Source organism: Curtobacterium sp. NPDC098951, assembly GCF_044759965.1.
GTDB lineage: Bacteria > Actinomycetota > Actinomycetes > Actinomycetales > Microbacteriaceae > Curtobacterium.
Window position 1 is genome coordinate 116,636 of the sequence record NZ_JBIWAG010000004.1, and the last position, 14,884, is coordinate 131,519.

Sequence of the window (14,884 nt, forward strand, 5' to 3'; positions counted from 1 at the left end):
AACAACCGTCGTTCGGGTGCCGGTCCGTGTGGACCGGCACCCGAACGCCATCGAGGAGGCGTCCGTGACCAGCCCGACCACCCCGAGGGCGGTCACGCGCGCGGACGTCGCCCGGTACGCGGGCGTCAGCACCTCGGTCGTCAGCTACGTCGTGCACGACGGCCCCCGTCCCGTCGCGGCCGCGACCGCCGCCCGGGTCCGCGACGCCATCCGCGTGCTCGGGTACCGGCCGAACGCCAGCGCCCAGGCCCTCCGCACCGGGTCCTCGAAGATGCTCGGCCTGATCGTCCCCGAGCTCGACAACCCCTTCTGGTCCGAGCTCGCGGTCGCGGTCACGCACGCGGCGACCGCGCGCGGCTACGACGTCCTGCTCGCGAACAGCGACGGTGACGCGGCGGGCGAACGGGACCGGCTCCGCACGCTCTCCGCCCGGCAGGTCGACGGGATCATCGTCACGAGCATCATGACGCGCCCGGACCTGTCGACCGTCTCCGACCCGGGCATCCCGATGGTCCTCCTCAACACCTTCTTCGAGGTCCCCGACTACGCGAGCATCGGCGTGGACGCGCTCCGCGGCGCCCAGGACGGGACGCGGCACCTCATCGAGCACGGCTACCCGTCGATCGGGCTCGTGATGGGACACGCCGGCGGCTTGGAGCTGCGCGAGCAGGGCTGGATGCGGGCACTCCGCGATGCCGGTCGCCCCGACGGCCCGATCGTCCGCTGCGACTTCACCCGCCGCGGCGGGTACGAGGCCGGGCTCCGCATGTTCGGCGACGGCGCCGGCCCGCGTGCCGTCTTCGTCAGCTCCGACATGCAGGCGATCGGGCTCATGCGGGCCCTCTGGGAGCTCGGGCTCCGCGTGCCGGAGGACGTCGCGATCGTGTCGTTCGACGGCGCCGCCGAGTCCGACTGGACGAACCCGCAGCTCACCACGGTCCGGCAGCCGATCGAGACGATGGCGGTCGCCGCGGTCGACAGGGTGCTCGGACTCGACCTCGACAACCAGTGGCACCGGGACCTCGTCCCCGCCGAGTTGGTGCTCGGCGCGAGCTGCGGGTGCGACGTGCGTCGCTGACACACCCGCCTGCGGTCCGGGAGGCGCGGTGCGGGCCCGACCCGCGCCTCCCGTCCGACGGCGGTCCCGTCCACGGACCGCACCGTACTGCCGACATCGCGCGCGTCGATCGACGCGCGGGTCGTCGCAGAGCGCGTGCGGAGCAGCGCGGTCAGCGCAGTGCCGCCGCGAGCTGGTCGCGCGGGACGATGCGTCCGGTCGCGGGGACGACCGCGGCCGACTCGACGGTGTCGCCCGTGCCCGCGTCGACGAAGCGCAGGTCGGACGACCGCTCGGACGGCCGGTGCCGGTCCGCCCAGCCGCCGAGCGCGAGGAGCACGAGCGAGAGGTCGCGGCCGGCCTCGGTGAGGACGTACTCGTCACGGACGCGGCCGCCGTCCGGCTTGTAGGCGTGACGCTCGAGGACACCGCCCTCGACGAGGGAACCGAGGCGCGCCGTGAGGACCTCGCGCGGGATCCCGAGACTCTGCTGGAACTGACTGAACCGGGTCGCGCCGGCGAGGGCGTCGCGGACGATCATGAGCGTCCACTTCTCGCCGAGGACGTCGAGGGAACGCGCGATGGGGCAGCGCTCGTCGCCGCCGAGGATGCCGAGCATGGGCCCATGCTACCTGGGTTCGGAATCCAGATGCATCGTGCTAGGTTCACTTTCCGTACTCAACCTTCGACAGGAGATCCCATGACCACCCTCACCGACGCCGTCGTCCTCGTCACCGGAGCGAACGGAGGCCTCGGCACCGCGTTCGTCCAGCAGGCCCTCGACCGTGGTGCCGCCAAGGTCTACGCGACAGCCCGTTCCCCGCGCACCTGGGACGACGAGCGCATCGTGCCGCTCGTCCTCGACGTCACCGACCAGGCGAGCGTCGACGCCGCCGCACGTGCAGCAGCAGACGCCACGATCGTCGTGAACAACGCCGGCATCGGCGGCTCCGCGCCGCTCCTCGAGACCTCGGTCGACGACGTCGAGCGGGTCTTCGCCACGAACGTCTTCGGCGCGCTGCGGGTCGCCAAGGCCTTCGCGCCGTCACTCGCCGGAGGCGCCCTCGTCGACGTGCACTCGGTCCTCAGCTGGATCGCGCTGGCCGGGGGCTACTCCGCCTCGAAGGCCGCGTTCTGGTCGATCACGAACTCCCTGCGGCTCGAGCTCGCCCCGCAGGGCACCCAGGTCGTCGGGGCGCACCTCGGCTACACCGACACCGGCATGACCGCCGACCTCGACGTCGACAAGGCCGACCCGGCGGACATCGTGGCGGCGATCTACGACGCCCTCGAGGCCGGCGAGCACGAGGTCCTCGCCGATCAGATCAGCCGCGACGTCCGCGCCGGCCTGAGCGCCCCGCTCGCTGCGCTCTACCCGGCGCTGGCGACCGCCTGATGCTGTGCCGGCCGGCTCCTCACGCCGGACACTGGCCGGCGCTGGCGACCGCCTGACGCCGGCGCTGGCCGGCTCCGCACACCGGACACTGGCCGGCTCTCACGCCGGGCGCTGACCGAATCCGCACGCCGGGCACTCGCCGACTCCGCACGCCGGACACTCGCCGAATCCGCACGCCGGACACTCGCCGACTCCGCACGCCGGACACTCGCCGACTCCGCACGCCGGGCACTCGCCGACTCCGGACGCCGACGACGACGCGCGGGGAGCCGGACAGTCCGGGGCACTGCCTCGTCACCACCGCGGGACGGGGTGTTCCGCGGGACGGGGCGTTCTGCGGGACCGCTGACCGTTCCGGTTCACGAAACCCGCGATCTGTGAACCGGAACGGTCACACCCGCGGAAGGATGCGGGCTGCGCCACGCCTCGGGTCAGCCGCAGGCACCGCGGGTCACCCGTGTGCGCCGCGCCTGGTGATCCCCGCGGTGTCGGCGGCGATCGCGGCGCGCTCCGACGCTGACAACCCCGCCCGGCGCAGCGCCCGGTCGAGGACGGCGGACTTCTGCACGAGGTACGCGTCGATGTCCGACGCGTCGGCCGCGGCCCGACGCTTCACGGCGGCGTACTCGTCGCGGAGGCCGTCGTCCGCGCGCAGGGCATCGCGCACGCCCAGGTGGTTCCGGAGCGCGAGCGACCCGTCTGCGACCACGTAGGTGTTGCTCGGGGCGAAGCGCTCGGGCGTCCGGAACGCCTGACGACCGGGGATGCCGAGATCGCCGCGGGGCACGAACCCGATCGCGGCGAGCGCCTCGACGGCAGCGGGCACGGCGGACTCGTCGACGACCACGTCGACGTCGATCACGGGCTTCGCGGCCAGCCCGGGGACAGCGGTGCTCCCGACGTGCTCGATCCGGTGCGGGACACCCGCGGCGAGGAGAGCACCGGTGTACGCGGTCCGGAGCACCACGAAGCGCCGCGGCCACTCCGCCCGGTACTCGACGACCTCGACCACACCGCTCCCTCGTCACCGCGTGCACCGAGCACGGTACGCGCACCGGTGTCCCGACGATCAGCGCGGCGTGCGAGGATCGATCAGTGCAACTCCCTCCCCCGGTCGCGATCGTCATCGCCGCCATGAGCGAAGAGGTCTCGGCGTTCGCCGGCCTCCTCGGTGGCGTCCCCATCCTGGACGGTCCGGTCGGCGGCCACGACGAGCACCACCTGCTCGACGTCGCCGGTGCGACGGTCGCGGTCCGACGCAGCGGGATCGGCTTCACGAACGCCACCGCCGCGGTCGCGCACGCCTTCCACGACTTCGGCTCGGGCATCCCGGTGATCAGCGTCGGCACCGCAGGTGGGCTGATGCGCGGCGTCGAGATCGGCGACGTGATCGTCGGCGACCATTACGTCAACCTCAACGCGGACGCCACGGCGTTCGGGTACGCGCTCGGCCAGGTCCCGGGCATGCCGACCGGGTACGCACCCGACGACCGGCTCGTGTCGCTCGCCCTCGCGTCGGACACCGGGGACCGCCTCCGCGCCGCGACGATCGGCTCGAGCGAGATCTTCGTCACCGAGGGTCGCGCCCGCACGCTCCGGACCGCGTTCCCGTCCGTCGCCGCGGTCGACATGGAATCAGCAGCGATCGCGCAGTTCGCCCACGTCCACGACATGCCGTTCGTGTCGGTGCGGTGCATCAGCGACCTGTGCGCGCCGGACGGCGACGAGTTCAAGGAACACCTGGACGACGCGGCGGCCCGTGCCGCCCGGGTGGTGCACGACGTCGTGACCGGGCTCGCCGCACGAGCGGAGTCCTAGCGCGCGGCGGTCTCGAGCATCGCGACCACGTGCGGGGTGCTCCAGCGCAGGAGTGCCGCGCCGGGCGGGTGCTCGAGGTCCTCGCCCCAGATCGCGACGGCCGCACCGGACATCGGAGCGGCGAGGCGCTTCCCGGAGTCCCCGTCCCAGTCCCGGAGTGACCAGTGCGCACGGAGATCCTCGGCCGCGTACCGACTGTCGGCCGGGTCCAGGTCCGTCGGCACCTCGTACATGTAGTACGAGTCGTAGTTCAGCAGGTCGATCCCGGCGGCGGCCAGGTCGGGCGCCGACGCTCGCCGCTCCCGCCGTTCGCGCCGTTCCGCCTGGTCCTCGGTGTCGCCGTCGAAGCTCCAGTACGTGACGTGGATGCGTGGGTCCAGCCGGGCGATGGCCGTCCGGTCGATCCCGTCGTTCCAGGCCCACACCTGCCGGTCGCCGGCAGCGGCGGCCATCGTGTTCAGCCAGCGCACCCGCTGTGCGGCGGTGACGCCATCGCCCCACTCGTCCCCGCCGATGTGCACGGTCCGGCTGGACGGGAACGTCCTGATGACCTCGGCGACGACTCGGGCCGCCAGCGCGGAACTCTCCGGCGCCGACGTGTCGAGTTCGCTCGCGCCCGCCCGGATCCGGTCGACCCACGCCTTCCCGTGCCGGGCTTCGAGGAGGGCGAACGCGGCAGCCATGTGGCCCGGGGTGTCGACCTCGGGCACGATCGCGATGCCCCGGCGCGCGGCGTGCGCGGAGATCGCCCGTGCCTGCGCGACGCTCAGGAACGGTCGCCCGGTGACCCGACTCGTCCAGACGCCGTGGTCGAGGTCGGCGTCCGCGAGCGTCTGCCCGAGGACCGCGCTCTCGATCCCGACGTTCTGGTCGTCGGTGAGGTGCAGGTGCAGGAAGCGGCCGCCGTGGTCGGCGAGCAGGTCGATGTACCGCTCGATGAGCGGTACCGAGTAGTACGCGCGAGCGACGTCGAGCATCACGCCGGTCTCGGGGCGTGCGCCGGTCGCGCGCGTCGTCGTGACGCTCCGAGCCGAGGCACCGCAGTCGGGCAGTGAGAAGACCCCGGTGCAGGCGAGGACGGCGTACGTCCCGGCCGGCACGCGCTGCGGAGCAGAGTGCGTCGCCCGGACCGTGGCGCTCGCACCCGGTGCGAGCGACCGGACCGCGACGTGGCCGAGGGTGTACCTGCGGCTCCCGGCCGTCAGTGCGAGCCAGGCGTCGACGGCCGGCTTCCGCACCGTGGTGGTGTTCTCGACGGTCACCGCGGTGCGGACCGTGGTGCCGGTCGCGGTGGCGGCGCTGGTCGCGGTGACCTGCACGACCGTCAGCCGCGGTGCCGCGGACCCGACGGCGGTCTCCGGCGGTCCGGCGATCGCGTCGACCCCGACCACGACCCCGGCAGCCAGGGCGATCGCGAGCCCGACGGCGACGGTCCGCCGCAGGACGCGAGGTGTTCCGCCCCGATCACGTCTCCCAAGCTGCACAGCGCCCCGCCCTCGAACCCGCACCTCGTGCTCCCGCGCCCACACCAGCAAGCTCTCGCGAGCGTACCGGATCACCCGGCGTCGGAAGGAACCACCATGATGAAGCAGCTCGCCGCCGCCGTCATCGGACTCAGCCTCCTCGGCGGGTCCGTCGTTGCCGTGTCACCGGCGGAGGCATCGTCGACGCCGCACTACCTCTGCTACCGCGGCACCTCGATACCGCAGAACCTCACCGCGAACACGAGCCCGAAGAAGTGCAACGGGATCTACCGGATCACGGTCGGCGGGAAGATGGTCGCGCAGGTCGACAACCGCAAGGTGAAGAACTGGGCGGACTTCTCCAGGCGCATGCAGGCGGGGTACCAAGCGTCGCAGCGATGGTGTGCGCAGAACTCCCTCACGTGCACGATCGTCACGTCAGTGGGTTCACTCCTGCTCGGCGGCGTCTTCTCGCGCACGGCGACGGCCTAGTACCGTGAGCACCATGTCTCCGGCTCAGGCTCGGAAGTACGTGACGTCCCTCACCGTCACCCTCGCCATCGGCGTCGTGCTCCTCGTTCTGGGTGTCGCGATGGCTGATGCACTCCTCCGGACCGCCGGCCTCTCCCTCACCGTGGTGATGACCCTGCTCCTGGTCGTCCAGGCGGTGCGCTCGCACCGAGGCCGCTAGCAAGGAGGAGCCCTCGAGCACCGTCGCGCACACCGGCGACGACGTCCTGCAGCGTCTCGTCGAGGGACTGCTCGCTCGTGTCGAGCCACCACCCTCGGTCCCCGAACCCCTCCCGCATCGACCGGTCGAGGTCTGCGTAGCCGTCGAAGGCGAAACGCTCCTCGACCGGTCGGCGTTCGTTCCGTGCACGGCAGGCGGACGGCCCCGGTGCGAGCACCACCAGCGACGTCCGCACCGGCGGGAGCCGCCGCACGAGCCGGTCGAGGTGCTCGCCGTCGGGAACGACACCGTCGATCACGGTCGTGAACCCGGACGCCACGAAGTTGGTCGCGAGTGCCCCGGTGTTCCGGATGCAGAGATCGACCTGGCGGGCGGCCTCGTCCGCTGGTCGCCCGAGGGGCCAGACGGCTCCGGAGACGACCATGGCGTTGAGGTCGTCGGCCGCGATCCGCGCGCCGCGGGGTGTCGCGGCGGCGAGCATCCGACTGATGGTGGACTTCCCGGCGCCGGGCATCCCCGTGACGATCACGATCTCGGCGTCCACGCTCCGATCATGCTCCACGAGCACGCCGACCGTCGACCGCACGGGGTCAACCGGTCGTCGGCGCGAGGAGCTGGAACATGACGTGGTCCCGCCACGCCCCGTCGATCCGGAGGTACTCGGGCGCGAGGCCGTAGCGCTCGAACCCCGCAGCGAGCAGCGCCCGCTGGGAGCCCAGGTTCTCGGGCAGCGTCTCGGCCTGGACCCGGTGGAGACCGAGGACCTCGAACGCATGTGCCGCCGCGGCCCGGACCGCTCGCGAGGCGTGTCCCTGACGGAGCCGATCGGCGCGGATCCAGTAGCCCATCGCGCACGACTGCAGCGCTCCGCGGGTGATGCCGCTCAGTGTGATCCGGCCGAGCAGTTCACCGTCACCCGACTCGATCACGAACGGGACGGACGTGCCGGCGCGCTCGGCGGCGAGCGCCTGGACGATGAGGTCGTGCTGCCCCGCCTCGGTGAAGTACGACGGCGCACGCGTCGGTTCCCACGGCCGCAGGTGCTCGGCACTCGCGGTGACCACGGCAGCGAGCATCGCGGCGTCGTGGACGCTGATGAGCCGCAGGCGCGTGTCCATGGCGGAGGGTGTGGGATTCGGACCCTGCCCGGGCGCGGAGCACTCTGCGCCGGATCCTAACGATGCCCGATAATTTGGGACTCTGCAGTCACGTCGGGCAGGTTCAGTCACAGTCGGTTGGGCCGGGTTGTGGGCAAGATGTGGGCAGATCAGGTCACTCAAGACTTTGGAAGCGCTGGAACGCTTCAGAGTCCATGGCGAGTGCGATCGCGGCCTGCTGTAGCTTGACCTGCTCTAACTGGGCCGCAGCGGCGGCCGAAGGCGACTGCGCCGAAATGACGCTTTCAACGAACGCGGTCAGGGGCTCCCCAATCGCTCGGCGGAAATCGAATCCGAGAATCTGCAGTAGGTTGACCGTCTCGACGGACAACAGGGGCTTCAGCTGTCCGATTTGCTTCTGGAACTTTTCAGCGGCGTCATCTTCCATACCCTCGCCGAACTGCTCGAGCAGAGGCACGAGAGTTCCCGCGATATACTGCACCTCAGTGTCAGTGATCCTTTGCGCGACGAGCGTCTGCTGGTAGCTCTGAGCAATCAGGGCAAGCTCATTCTTGTCCGCGATCAAATCGGAGATGATCTCCGACAGACCGTCAATGGTGTCCTGGGTTCTGCCGCGTTCCCGGAGCGCGCGGATCTTATCCATCACCATGGAGGCGCTGTTCCGCGCAGTGCTCTCGGCGAGCTGTACGCCCAGTTGGATTACTTCAGGGGGAACATCCACAGCCGACCTCGTACTTCTCTCGCAGTGCAGCCCGAAGGCTTCGGATCAGGGCTGTACCTTACCCCGCCAGCTACCCCAGAACGGCGTCTACGTCGTCGAGCGCCGCCTCGAGATCCGCCCGTAACCGGCGGACGATGCGCTTCTGGGACGGCTCGAGAAGGTCCAGCGCTTCTGTTGCGACGGTCGCCACTCTTCCGAGCCGAGCCAGTAGCTCCCGCCGCTCAAGCAGATCAGTGGCCCGCTCGACGCCGATCCACTCACGCAGCTTGTCGAGGTACGGCTTCTGCCGATGCTCAAAGCGTGCTCGAGAGTCTTCCGGGATGAGAAAGTGCTCGTTGCCGTCAAAGTCAGTGACCGTCGCACCCTGCAGCAGTTCGAGGTTCGCCCCTCGTTCCTCCTGCTCGATTTGGCTCAGTAGGACGTGGGGATATCGAGCGGCGACTGCCCGCCCGATGCGTTCCGTTGTGGGCCACGGGAGGTTGAGCGCCTGGTCGTACGCGAACGCGGGCGCCTCTAGGAGATCGTCCTGAGTGAGGCCCGACAACTCAGCGAGCGTGGGGACGTCATATACGACTGATGTGCCAGCGCTGTCCGCGTTGAATTCGGCTACCTCGAGTGAGACAAGCTTGATGAAGACGTGCTCTGCGGTGCGACGGTCGAGTCTCGTAGGACTCCATGCCGCCACCGCCCGGATCTTCTGATCGAGCTCGATGTACTCGCGGCGTTCATCCCACCGCACCTCGAGACGGGATGGCGATACCCAGCGGCGCTCGCCTTGCCACTCATCATCGACGAGCTCGATGCGCACCCTTGGTGGTCGCTTGTCTCCGGTAGCGAGGATCACGGCTTCGTGGAACGACGCTGAAGTTCTGGCAGTCCTGTAAGCCCATCGCTCACCTGTCTCCATGGCCCCAGCATAGGAAGTTGCTACTCGACCTCAACGTCCAGGTCGGCGTCGAGACGGGCGGCGACATAGCCACCTATGAACGCCACTTTGAACACTGCCGAGCTGAAGTCTGGGTTGAAAGACGCGTCAAGCATCGCTTGAGACCCCTTGACGTGCTCCTGATAGCTGGCGATGGCATCGGGCATGTACTTCGCGCTACCACTGCTGAGCTGCTTACGGATGTAGGCGTCTGCCTTCTCCATGTTGGTCGTCATACCCCGAATTGTGCTGTGCGCTACCGACACACTGAGCGAGGTGCGCCGTGAAAACACGAACGCCCCCGCGCTGTAGGCAGGGGCGTTCGGTTGCTGGTGGCGGCACTAGGCAGGAAGCGCCTCGGGCTCACTCACATCTGAGACATCGGCTTGAGTTCGAGGTAGGCGGACCTGCACTGCGACTCCATCTCGAGCAGTTCGCACCGTTGCCATAAGCATGCCGATCGTGGAGTCGGCGTGCACAGCGTCCTGCGAAAACTTCTCTGCTGAGTCCGGGTCGAGTGACGCCTCCGGCGGCATCACACTCGCGCGAGTCATCAGGTTCTCGCTCGCATCGATGACGAACAGGTTCGAGTAGCCACCTGTCCAGCTGACACGATGAAGCACGTCTGAGACAAGTTCATGGTCGAAGGCAACGGTGATGGGCCGCGAACCGTCATCGGCCGTCACCCGGAGTGACTTGCCAACGTCAGTTAGCGCCACCGCTCGCATGATCGTTCCTGCGTACCGATCACGCCGTTCACGCTCTGTACGGGGTTCCATCGCGCCATCCACTTTCGATCTCCTGCCATCGCGTTTCGACTTCGTCGATCGCTGTGGCGTATGTACTTTCTACATCGTTCTGGGTCCGGATCGGCCGTATGACACTGCGATCCTTCATGTTCGGGTACACGTGACGGTGGACGCTGTCGTCGCTGCAGTCGATCCGCCAGATGTTCTTCCACTCGCCGTTCGTTTCGCAGTCGAGCATGATCGCGAAGTAGACCAACCGTCCGTCGCGACGTCCGATCCTCTCGGAGATTCGAGCGGTTGCGCTCACATGGTAGACGTACGTGTCGGACGACGGCGGCGGGTCCCACTCCGACTCAACGGGGATCGGCCACACTGCATGCCCGCCTGGCTCTGCCGCCTGCTGCCGGGCGGCAGCGCGTTTCGCCTGCATGTCATTTTGCTTGCCGAACCGAGCCATTGTGGCTTGAGACTACCTCAACGCCAGTCCGCTCCCGAGCCGTTGGGTCGGTGGTCGTTCTGATGATCGCGTCATGCCTGAGCACAAGTGGGCTCCCCCGGAGCATCCCGACGTCACGCTCCATCAGCCGATCAGCTTCGACGCGGAGCTCGCCGGCCCGTTGCTCACGATCGATCCGCCAAAGCCGGTCTACGCGGACATCGCCTATGGGACGATCCCCGACCTGCTGCATCTGCCGTGCTTCGCGATCGCCGCTTCCGAAGTCGCCGTCCTTGTGGAGACGTCCTGGCAGGGACGACGGCAGGGGATTCTTGTCGATCGGGATCACGTTGTCCACCGCACCCTCCAGCCACGGGCCCGTTGATGGCCAAGCGCCGTCGCGACCGGTGGGCGCTTGAGCCGGCCTACTCGCTTCCGGAAGCGGCACGGGGTGGACCTGACTACGACGTCTCTCCCCCAGACCCGGTCTTGTGTTGGCTGCAGTTTCCGGACCGCATCCTCGAGATCGAGGCGCGGGTGATCGCGTATACGGAGCGCGCCGTGCTGGTCGAGTGGGGCTTCGGTCAGGGGGGCGGATTGCGCGTGGGTATGGCGCGACGCTGTCCGAGGCCCCGGACAGGCGCAGCAGTCGCGCTACCCAACGTAGGCTGCCCATCATGGCCAGGATCCCGAAGCGCGATCGCTGGACGACAGCGTGCATCGTTGCGGGCGTTGGCGGAACCTCCGCGGCCCTTGTCCCGGGATTCCTTTGGGTCACGCTGTCCGGCCAACTGCACTACTGAGTAGACGCGATACAGCGAGAGAGGGTGGTCCGAAGCATTGCGGTGCTTCGGACCACCCGATCCCGGCACTCTACGCGGGACTTGCGATCTTCCGGCCCAGGAGTCGCGTCACGCGTACTCCGCACGCTCCCGTCGTTCGATCGCCTGAGCGACCGCCAGCGGGTCTTGCACGGACAGGTTGTAGTTGTTCCCTGCCCGGTTCACGACCTGCTGCGGCTGCTGCGCGCCACTGCGGTAGGGCGTCGGGTCCATGTACCGAACCGTGCCGCCGTTGTTCAGCGCCTCGAGGAACGGCAGGTTTCGGGCAGTCGCGTACTGGTTCATGACGAACTCACGCCCGTGCACGACACCAGCGACCTGACTGGGGTGACCGTTGCCCGTATACCCGCCAGCCGCGTACCCCTTCAGGCCGAACCCGCGAGCGATGATGCCCTGGATCGCCTTCGACTGATCCTTGATCTGCTTCTCAAGGGACCGGGCGTTCTTGTCCGCTGACGTGATGAGCGCCTTGTAGTTCACGTCGGCGACCGTCTGACCAGCCTTCGTCGCCGTCGACTGGATCGTCCCGTAAGAAGCGTTGATCGACTTGATGTCCGACGCGGATGCGGCTGCGGCTGCGAGGGACCGTGCGAGCGGCAGGCCCTCCGCAGTGCCAAGACTGGCAATCTCCGCGAGCAGGTTGCCGTTGATGCCCTTCTTGGCGAGCGTGCTGAGCAGGCCAGCGAACTCCGTGACGTTGCCCGCCGCCTTCGCCAGCCCGCGGCGGAGCGTCGAAGCAGTTCGGAAGTTTCCGACGTCAGTCCGCCCGATCGCGCTCGCCACCGAAGACTGCAGCAACGATGCCGACTGACGGAGGTCAGACAGCTTCGACGCTGCGGTGTCGGACTTGTCCGCGAGCTTCGTCATGGACGTCTGGTACCGGAGTGCAGCCGCGCCAATCTGGTTGCGGAACTTCACCGGGAGCGACGTGTCCCCGAACATCGACATGAGCTCGGAGACAGCGCCCAGACCGCCGTACTGGCCGGACGCACGGTTGTAGTTGAACTGCACCCGCCCGCCCGTCGCGTATCGCTGTACCAGCCCTCCGGAGGCGTAGTGGCCGCGGTTCACCCGGTCGAGGAAACTCGTGCCGTACTTCTTCACCGAGCGGTCCCGGATGACGTACTCGCCGTTCGAAAGCATCGCCGGAACCGAGTCTGACGTGCCGGTCCCGGGGCCGCTGATGTAGCCGCCAGCGGCCTTGAAGATCCCGACTGTGTTGTCCGGCGTCCCGGTCGTGACTCGGTTCGTGGTGACGGTGATCGTCTTCTGGGTCGGGATGGCATTGAGAGTGTCGAGAACGCTCTGAATGGCCACCTGGGCAGCAGTGGTTGCCGCGTTGACGTTGGTTCGCTTCTCGGCGGGCAGAGCGTTGAGCTTCCGCTGGTACTCCGACACGAGAGCACCGGCAGCGTCCGCGGAGTTGGGTGAACAGCGTCGACCACTGCGTCGGGGTACCGAGGATCTTGTCCGCGTAGTCCTCAGCGGCCTTGCCCGTGACGCCGTACTGTCCGAGTGCCGCGATGAGCGACTTGCGGCCAGACTCAAGCGCACTCGTCGCCTAGTCCTGCTCGCCGGTCTGCTGATACAGAGCGCCCGCGTAGTTCAACGTCGACTGCGCGATCGAATCGAGAGCAGCGGAGTTCGCTCGCCCCTTCTCCGTCATCACATCGAGCGACTGGCCGTTCTGCTCGATCGAGTCCGTCACGCCATCGATCGCAGCCTCAAGGTCGCGCTGGGTCGAGTTCACGTCCAGCTGCGCTGAGTTGAAGCCCTTGATGGCGTTGGCGACGTCTGCGATCGCCTGTGTGGCGTCCTCGGCAGAGTCGGTCACCCCGTCGAGGCCAGCAGCAGCATCGTCGGAACTGTCCGCGCTACCGGCCTGAGCCTCCGCGAGCTGGCCGAACTGCTCCTTGGAGTTCTTTACGGCTGCGCGCTGCTTCTCGACGGCCTGCACCAGCTCGGTGATGTCACCCGAGGCGTCGGACAGGCCCTCCCCGTACTTCTTGGTGATGAAGTCGTTGTCGTCGGTGCCGCGGATCTCCTTCCGAACCGCCAGCAGCTCCTTGTAGGCCTTCGTGTTGCCCTGGGCCGCCTTCGCGACCGTGTCGAGCCCGATCCCGAGACGCTTTGCCTTGTCGAACGCCGACGACCCCTCGATCTCCTGCCCGAAGATCGTGCTCCGAGCAGCGAGAGCATTCGCGACGAGCTCGCCGGTGTTCTTCGTCAGCGCGCCGGTCGTCTGGTTCAGCGAGTCACGGAGCGTCTGCGTGTACTGAGCTGACTGCAGCTGCTGCGCGGCGAACACTGCAGCAACGGCAGCCGCCGTACCGAGAGCAATACCCCACGGGCCTGTCATGAACTTCGCGACGCCAGCCAGAGAGGAACGCGCCGTGATGCCACCGTCACGCAACGTCGCGAGGGCGCTCCGGAACTCCACGATCTTTGGGATCGCGAAAAGCATCCCGCCGCCAAGCAGTGACACCGCCCCGACGACTCCGGTCGCACCGAGAGCGGTTGCCTTCAGCGGGTCAGGAAGCAGGTTCACCGCCTGCACGACGCCCGTGAGCGTCTGCACCAGCGGACGGAGCGCGCTGCTGGCCGAGGTGCCGGTGTCGATCAGACCGGTCTGGAACGCGGATCGCAGCTTCTCGAGGTCGCCGTTGAGGTTGTCGGACTTCAGCCGCGCCTGCTCCATTGCGTAGCCGGCGTCGTTGTTTTGGTCGATGTAGCCCTGGATACCGCCCGCGCCCTCCTTGTAGAGAACGGTGGCAGCACGGACCGCGTCGGAACCGAAGATCTGCGCGAGTGCCTGCTGGCGCTGCGCGTCGCTGAGGGTGGAGAGCTTGTCGTGCAGCACCTGCGCAATGTCCGCAGCACCGAGGAACTTGCCATTGGCGTCCTCGACGTTGATGCCGAGGGACTTCATCAGCTGCGCCGATTCCTTCGACGGGTTCGCGAGCTGCTGCAGCATCGTCTTCAGCGAGGTGCCGGAGTCAGAGCCGAGTAGACCGGCGTCGGCGAACGCCGAGAGGACGCCCAACGTTTCCTCGAGCGAGAAGCCGAAGTTGGATGCGACCAGACCGGACTGGTTGAGAGCGTCACCCAGCTGCTCAACGCCACCAAGCGCCTTGCCTGCACCGGCCGCGAGCTCGTCCGCGATGTGCGGGACGTCCTTGCCCTCGAGGTTAAATTGCTTCATCGCGACTGCGGCGATCTGCGTCGCCTGCCCGACCTTCTCGAGCTTGTCGGACTCCTTAGCCGTGTCCGCAGTTGCCTTGCGGACCTTCTCCATGCCCTTGACATAATTGTCGATCGCCGCACGTACGGTGACTTGCACCACTCTGTCTGCCATGCCGTTCTCCCTCGGCTCGGGAGAAATCGGCACGCAAAAAGCCCGCTGGAACCGGCATGCCGAGATCTCGAATCTCGTTCATGCCCGGGTGTTCCGGCGGGCTCATTTCTATGTCGATTGTATCAAACAAACGCGCAGAAGAGCAGTAAGTGGGTGGAGCGCCCACCAGACGCCTGCAGGGAATGCGAGGCCTAGGAAGCAATTCACTCAAATTCACGCAAGTTGACGCGAAGCACCGTCACCACTTCGGATCAACACTGTCAAATAGGTGCCGTTACGAAATCTGGAACACTTGAGGGATGCGCCCTGACAC

At 67.9% G+C, this 14,884-nt stretch carries 18 protein-coding genes; 6 read left to right on the forward strand and 12 right to left on the reverse strand.

Going from position 1 to position 14,884, the window contains the following annotated elements:
* The first annotated feature begins 64 nt into the window (after positions 1-64).
* Entirely contained in the window at positions 65-1,078 is a 1,014-nt protein-coding gene (locus tag ACIQUC_RS12945; protein ID WP_402267510.1) for a LacI family DNA-binding transcriptional regulator, read from the forward strand.
* 151 nt (positions 1,079-1,229) lie between these two features.
* Here the strand turns inward: ACIQUC_RS12945 and ACIQUC_RS12950 are convergent, their stop codons facing one another.
* Entirely contained in the window at positions 1,230-1,676 is a 447-nt protein-coding gene (locus ACIQUC_RS12950; RefSeq protein WP_402267513.1) for a winged helix-turn-helix transcriptional regulator, read from the reverse strand.
* A gap of 81 nt (positions 1,677-1,757) precedes the next feature.
* Between ACIQUC_RS12950 and ACIQUC_RS12955 the strand changes: the two genes are divergently transcribed.
* Entirely contained in the window at positions 1,758-2,453 is a 696-nt protein-coding gene (locus tag ACIQUC_RS12955; RefSeq protein ID WP_402267515.1) for an SDR family oxidoreductase, read from the forward strand.
* Between the two features lie 451 nt (positions 2,454-2,904).
* Here the strand turns inward: ACIQUC_RS12955 and ACIQUC_RS12960 are convergent, their stop codons facing one another.
* A complete protein-coding gene (locus ACIQUC_RS12960) occupies positions 2,905-3,465 on the reverse strand; it encodes a GrpB family protein (RefSeq protein ID WP_402267518.1) in 561 nt (186 codons plus the stop codon).
* A gap of 83 nt (positions 3,466-3,548) precedes the next feature.
* On the opposite strand from ACIQUC_RS12960, the gene mtnN reads away from it, so the two are divergent.
* Positions 3,549-4,271, forward strand: a complete 723-nt coding sequence (gene mtnN / locus ACIQUC_RS12965; RefSeq protein ID WP_402267521.1) for a 5'-methylthioadenosine/S-adenosylhomocysteine nucleosidase — start codon at positions 3,549-3,551, stop codon at positions 4,269-4,271.
* On the opposite strand, the gene ACIQUC_RS12970 is transcribed toward mtnN, so the two are convergent.
* Positions 4,268-5,755: a family 20 glycosylhydrolase gene (locus ACIQUC_RS12970; protein ID WP_402267524.1), complete on the reverse strand. Its 1,488-nt coding sequence runs from the start codon at positions 5,753-5,755 to the stop codon at positions 4,268-4,270. The two genes, mtnN and ACIQUC_RS12970, sit on opposite strands and share 4 nt — an antisense overlap.
* Positions 5,756-5,851: 96 nt before the next feature.
* Between ACIQUC_RS12970 and ACIQUC_RS12975 the strand changes: the two genes are divergently transcribed.
* Both ACIQUC_RS12975 and ACIQUC_RS12980 read left to right on the forward strand, forming a co-directional pair.
* On the forward strand, positions 5,852-6,226 hold the full coding sequence (locus ACIQUC_RS12975; RefSeq protein WP_402267526.1) for a hypothetical protein: 375 nt from the start codon (positions 5,852-5,854) through the stop codon (positions 6,224-6,226).
* Positions 6,227-6,239: 13 nt separating this feature from the next.
* Positions 6,240-6,425, forward strand: coding sequence for a hypothetical protein (locus tag ACIQUC_RS12980; protein ID WP_402267528.1), 186 nt, complete (start codon positions 6,240-6,242; stop codon positions 6,423-6,425).
* On the opposite strand, the gene ACIQUC_RS12985 is transcribed toward ACIQUC_RS12980, so the two are convergent.
* The 7 genes from ACIQUC_RS12985 to ACIQUC_RS13015 form a co-directional block, all read right to left on the reverse strand.
* The gene (locus ACIQUC_RS12985) at positions 6,364-6,969 is read right to left on the reverse strand and encodes an AAA family ATPase (protein ID WP_402267530.1); all 606 of its coding nucleotides are present in this window, start codon (positions 6,967-6,969) and stop codon (positions 6,364-6,366) included. The two genes, ACIQUC_RS12980 and ACIQUC_RS12985, sit on opposite strands and share 62 nt — an antisense overlap.
* A gap of 46 nt (positions 6,970-7,015) precedes the next feature.
* Positions 7,016-7,543: a GNAT family N-acetyltransferase gene (locus ACIQUC_RS12990; RefSeq protein ID WP_402267533.1), complete on the reverse strand. Its 528-nt coding sequence runs from the start codon at positions 7,541-7,543 to the stop codon at positions 7,016-7,018.
* A 154-nt stretch (positions 7,544-7,697) separates the two neighbouring features.
* Positions 7,698-8,264 (reverse strand): hypothetical protein, encoded by a 567-nt coding sequence (locus tag ACIQUC_RS12995; RefSeq protein ID WP_402267535.1) that lies wholly within the window; start codon positions 8,262-8,264, stop codon positions 7,698-7,700.
* 70 nt (positions 8,265-8,334) lie between these two features.
* A complete protein-coding gene (locus ACIQUC_RS13000) occupies positions 8,335-9,171 on the reverse strand; it encodes a hypothetical protein (protein WP_402267538.1) in 837 nt (278 codons plus the stop codon).
* A gap of 20 nt (positions 9,172-9,191) precedes the next feature.
* The gene (locus ACIQUC_RS13005; RefSeq protein ID WP_402267540.1) at positions 9,192-9,425 is read right to left on the reverse strand and encodes a hypothetical protein; all 234 of its coding nucleotides are present in this window, start codon (positions 9,423-9,425) and stop codon (positions 9,192-9,194) included.
* Positions 9,426-9,530: 105 nt separating this feature from the next.
* Complete coding sequence (locus ACIQUC_RS13010; protein WP_402267543.1) at positions 9,531-9,908, reverse strand: hypothetical protein; 378 nt, start codon at positions 9,906-9,908, stop codon at positions 9,531-9,533.
* Between the two features lie 37 nt (positions 9,909-9,945).
* Complete coding sequence (locus tag ACIQUC_RS13015) at positions 9,946-10,368, reverse strand: hypothetical protein (protein WP_402267545.1); 423 nt, start codon at positions 10,366-10,368, stop codon at positions 9,946-9,948.
* A gap of 100 nt (positions 10,369-10,468) precedes the next feature.
* Between ACIQUC_RS13015 and ACIQUC_RS13020 the strand changes: the two genes are divergently transcribed.
* On the forward strand, positions 10,469-10,759 hold the full coding sequence (locus ACIQUC_RS13020) for a hypothetical protein (RefSeq protein ID WP_402267548.1): 291 nt from the start codon (positions 10,469-10,471) through the stop codon (positions 10,757-10,759).
* Between the two features lie 526 nt (positions 10,760-11,285).
* On the opposite strand, the gene ACIQUC_RS13025 is transcribed toward ACIQUC_RS13020, so the two are convergent.
* Both ACIQUC_RS13025 and ACIQUC_RS13030 read right to left on the reverse strand, forming a co-directional pair.
* Positions 11,286-12,614 carry a hypothetical protein gene (locus tag ACIQUC_RS13025; RefSeq protein WP_402267551.1) on the reverse strand — a complete coding sequence of 443 codons (1,329 nt, stop codon included), beginning with the start codon at positions 12,612-12,614 and terminating at the stop codon, positions 11,286-11,288.
* Positions 12,615-12,777: 163 nt separating this feature from the next.
* A complete protein-coding gene (locus ACIQUC_RS13030; protein ID WP_402267554.1) occupies positions 12,778-14,571 on the reverse strand; it encodes a phage tail tape measure protein in 1,794 nt (597 codons plus the stop codon).
* Positions 14,572-14,884 lie beyond the last annotated feature (313 nt).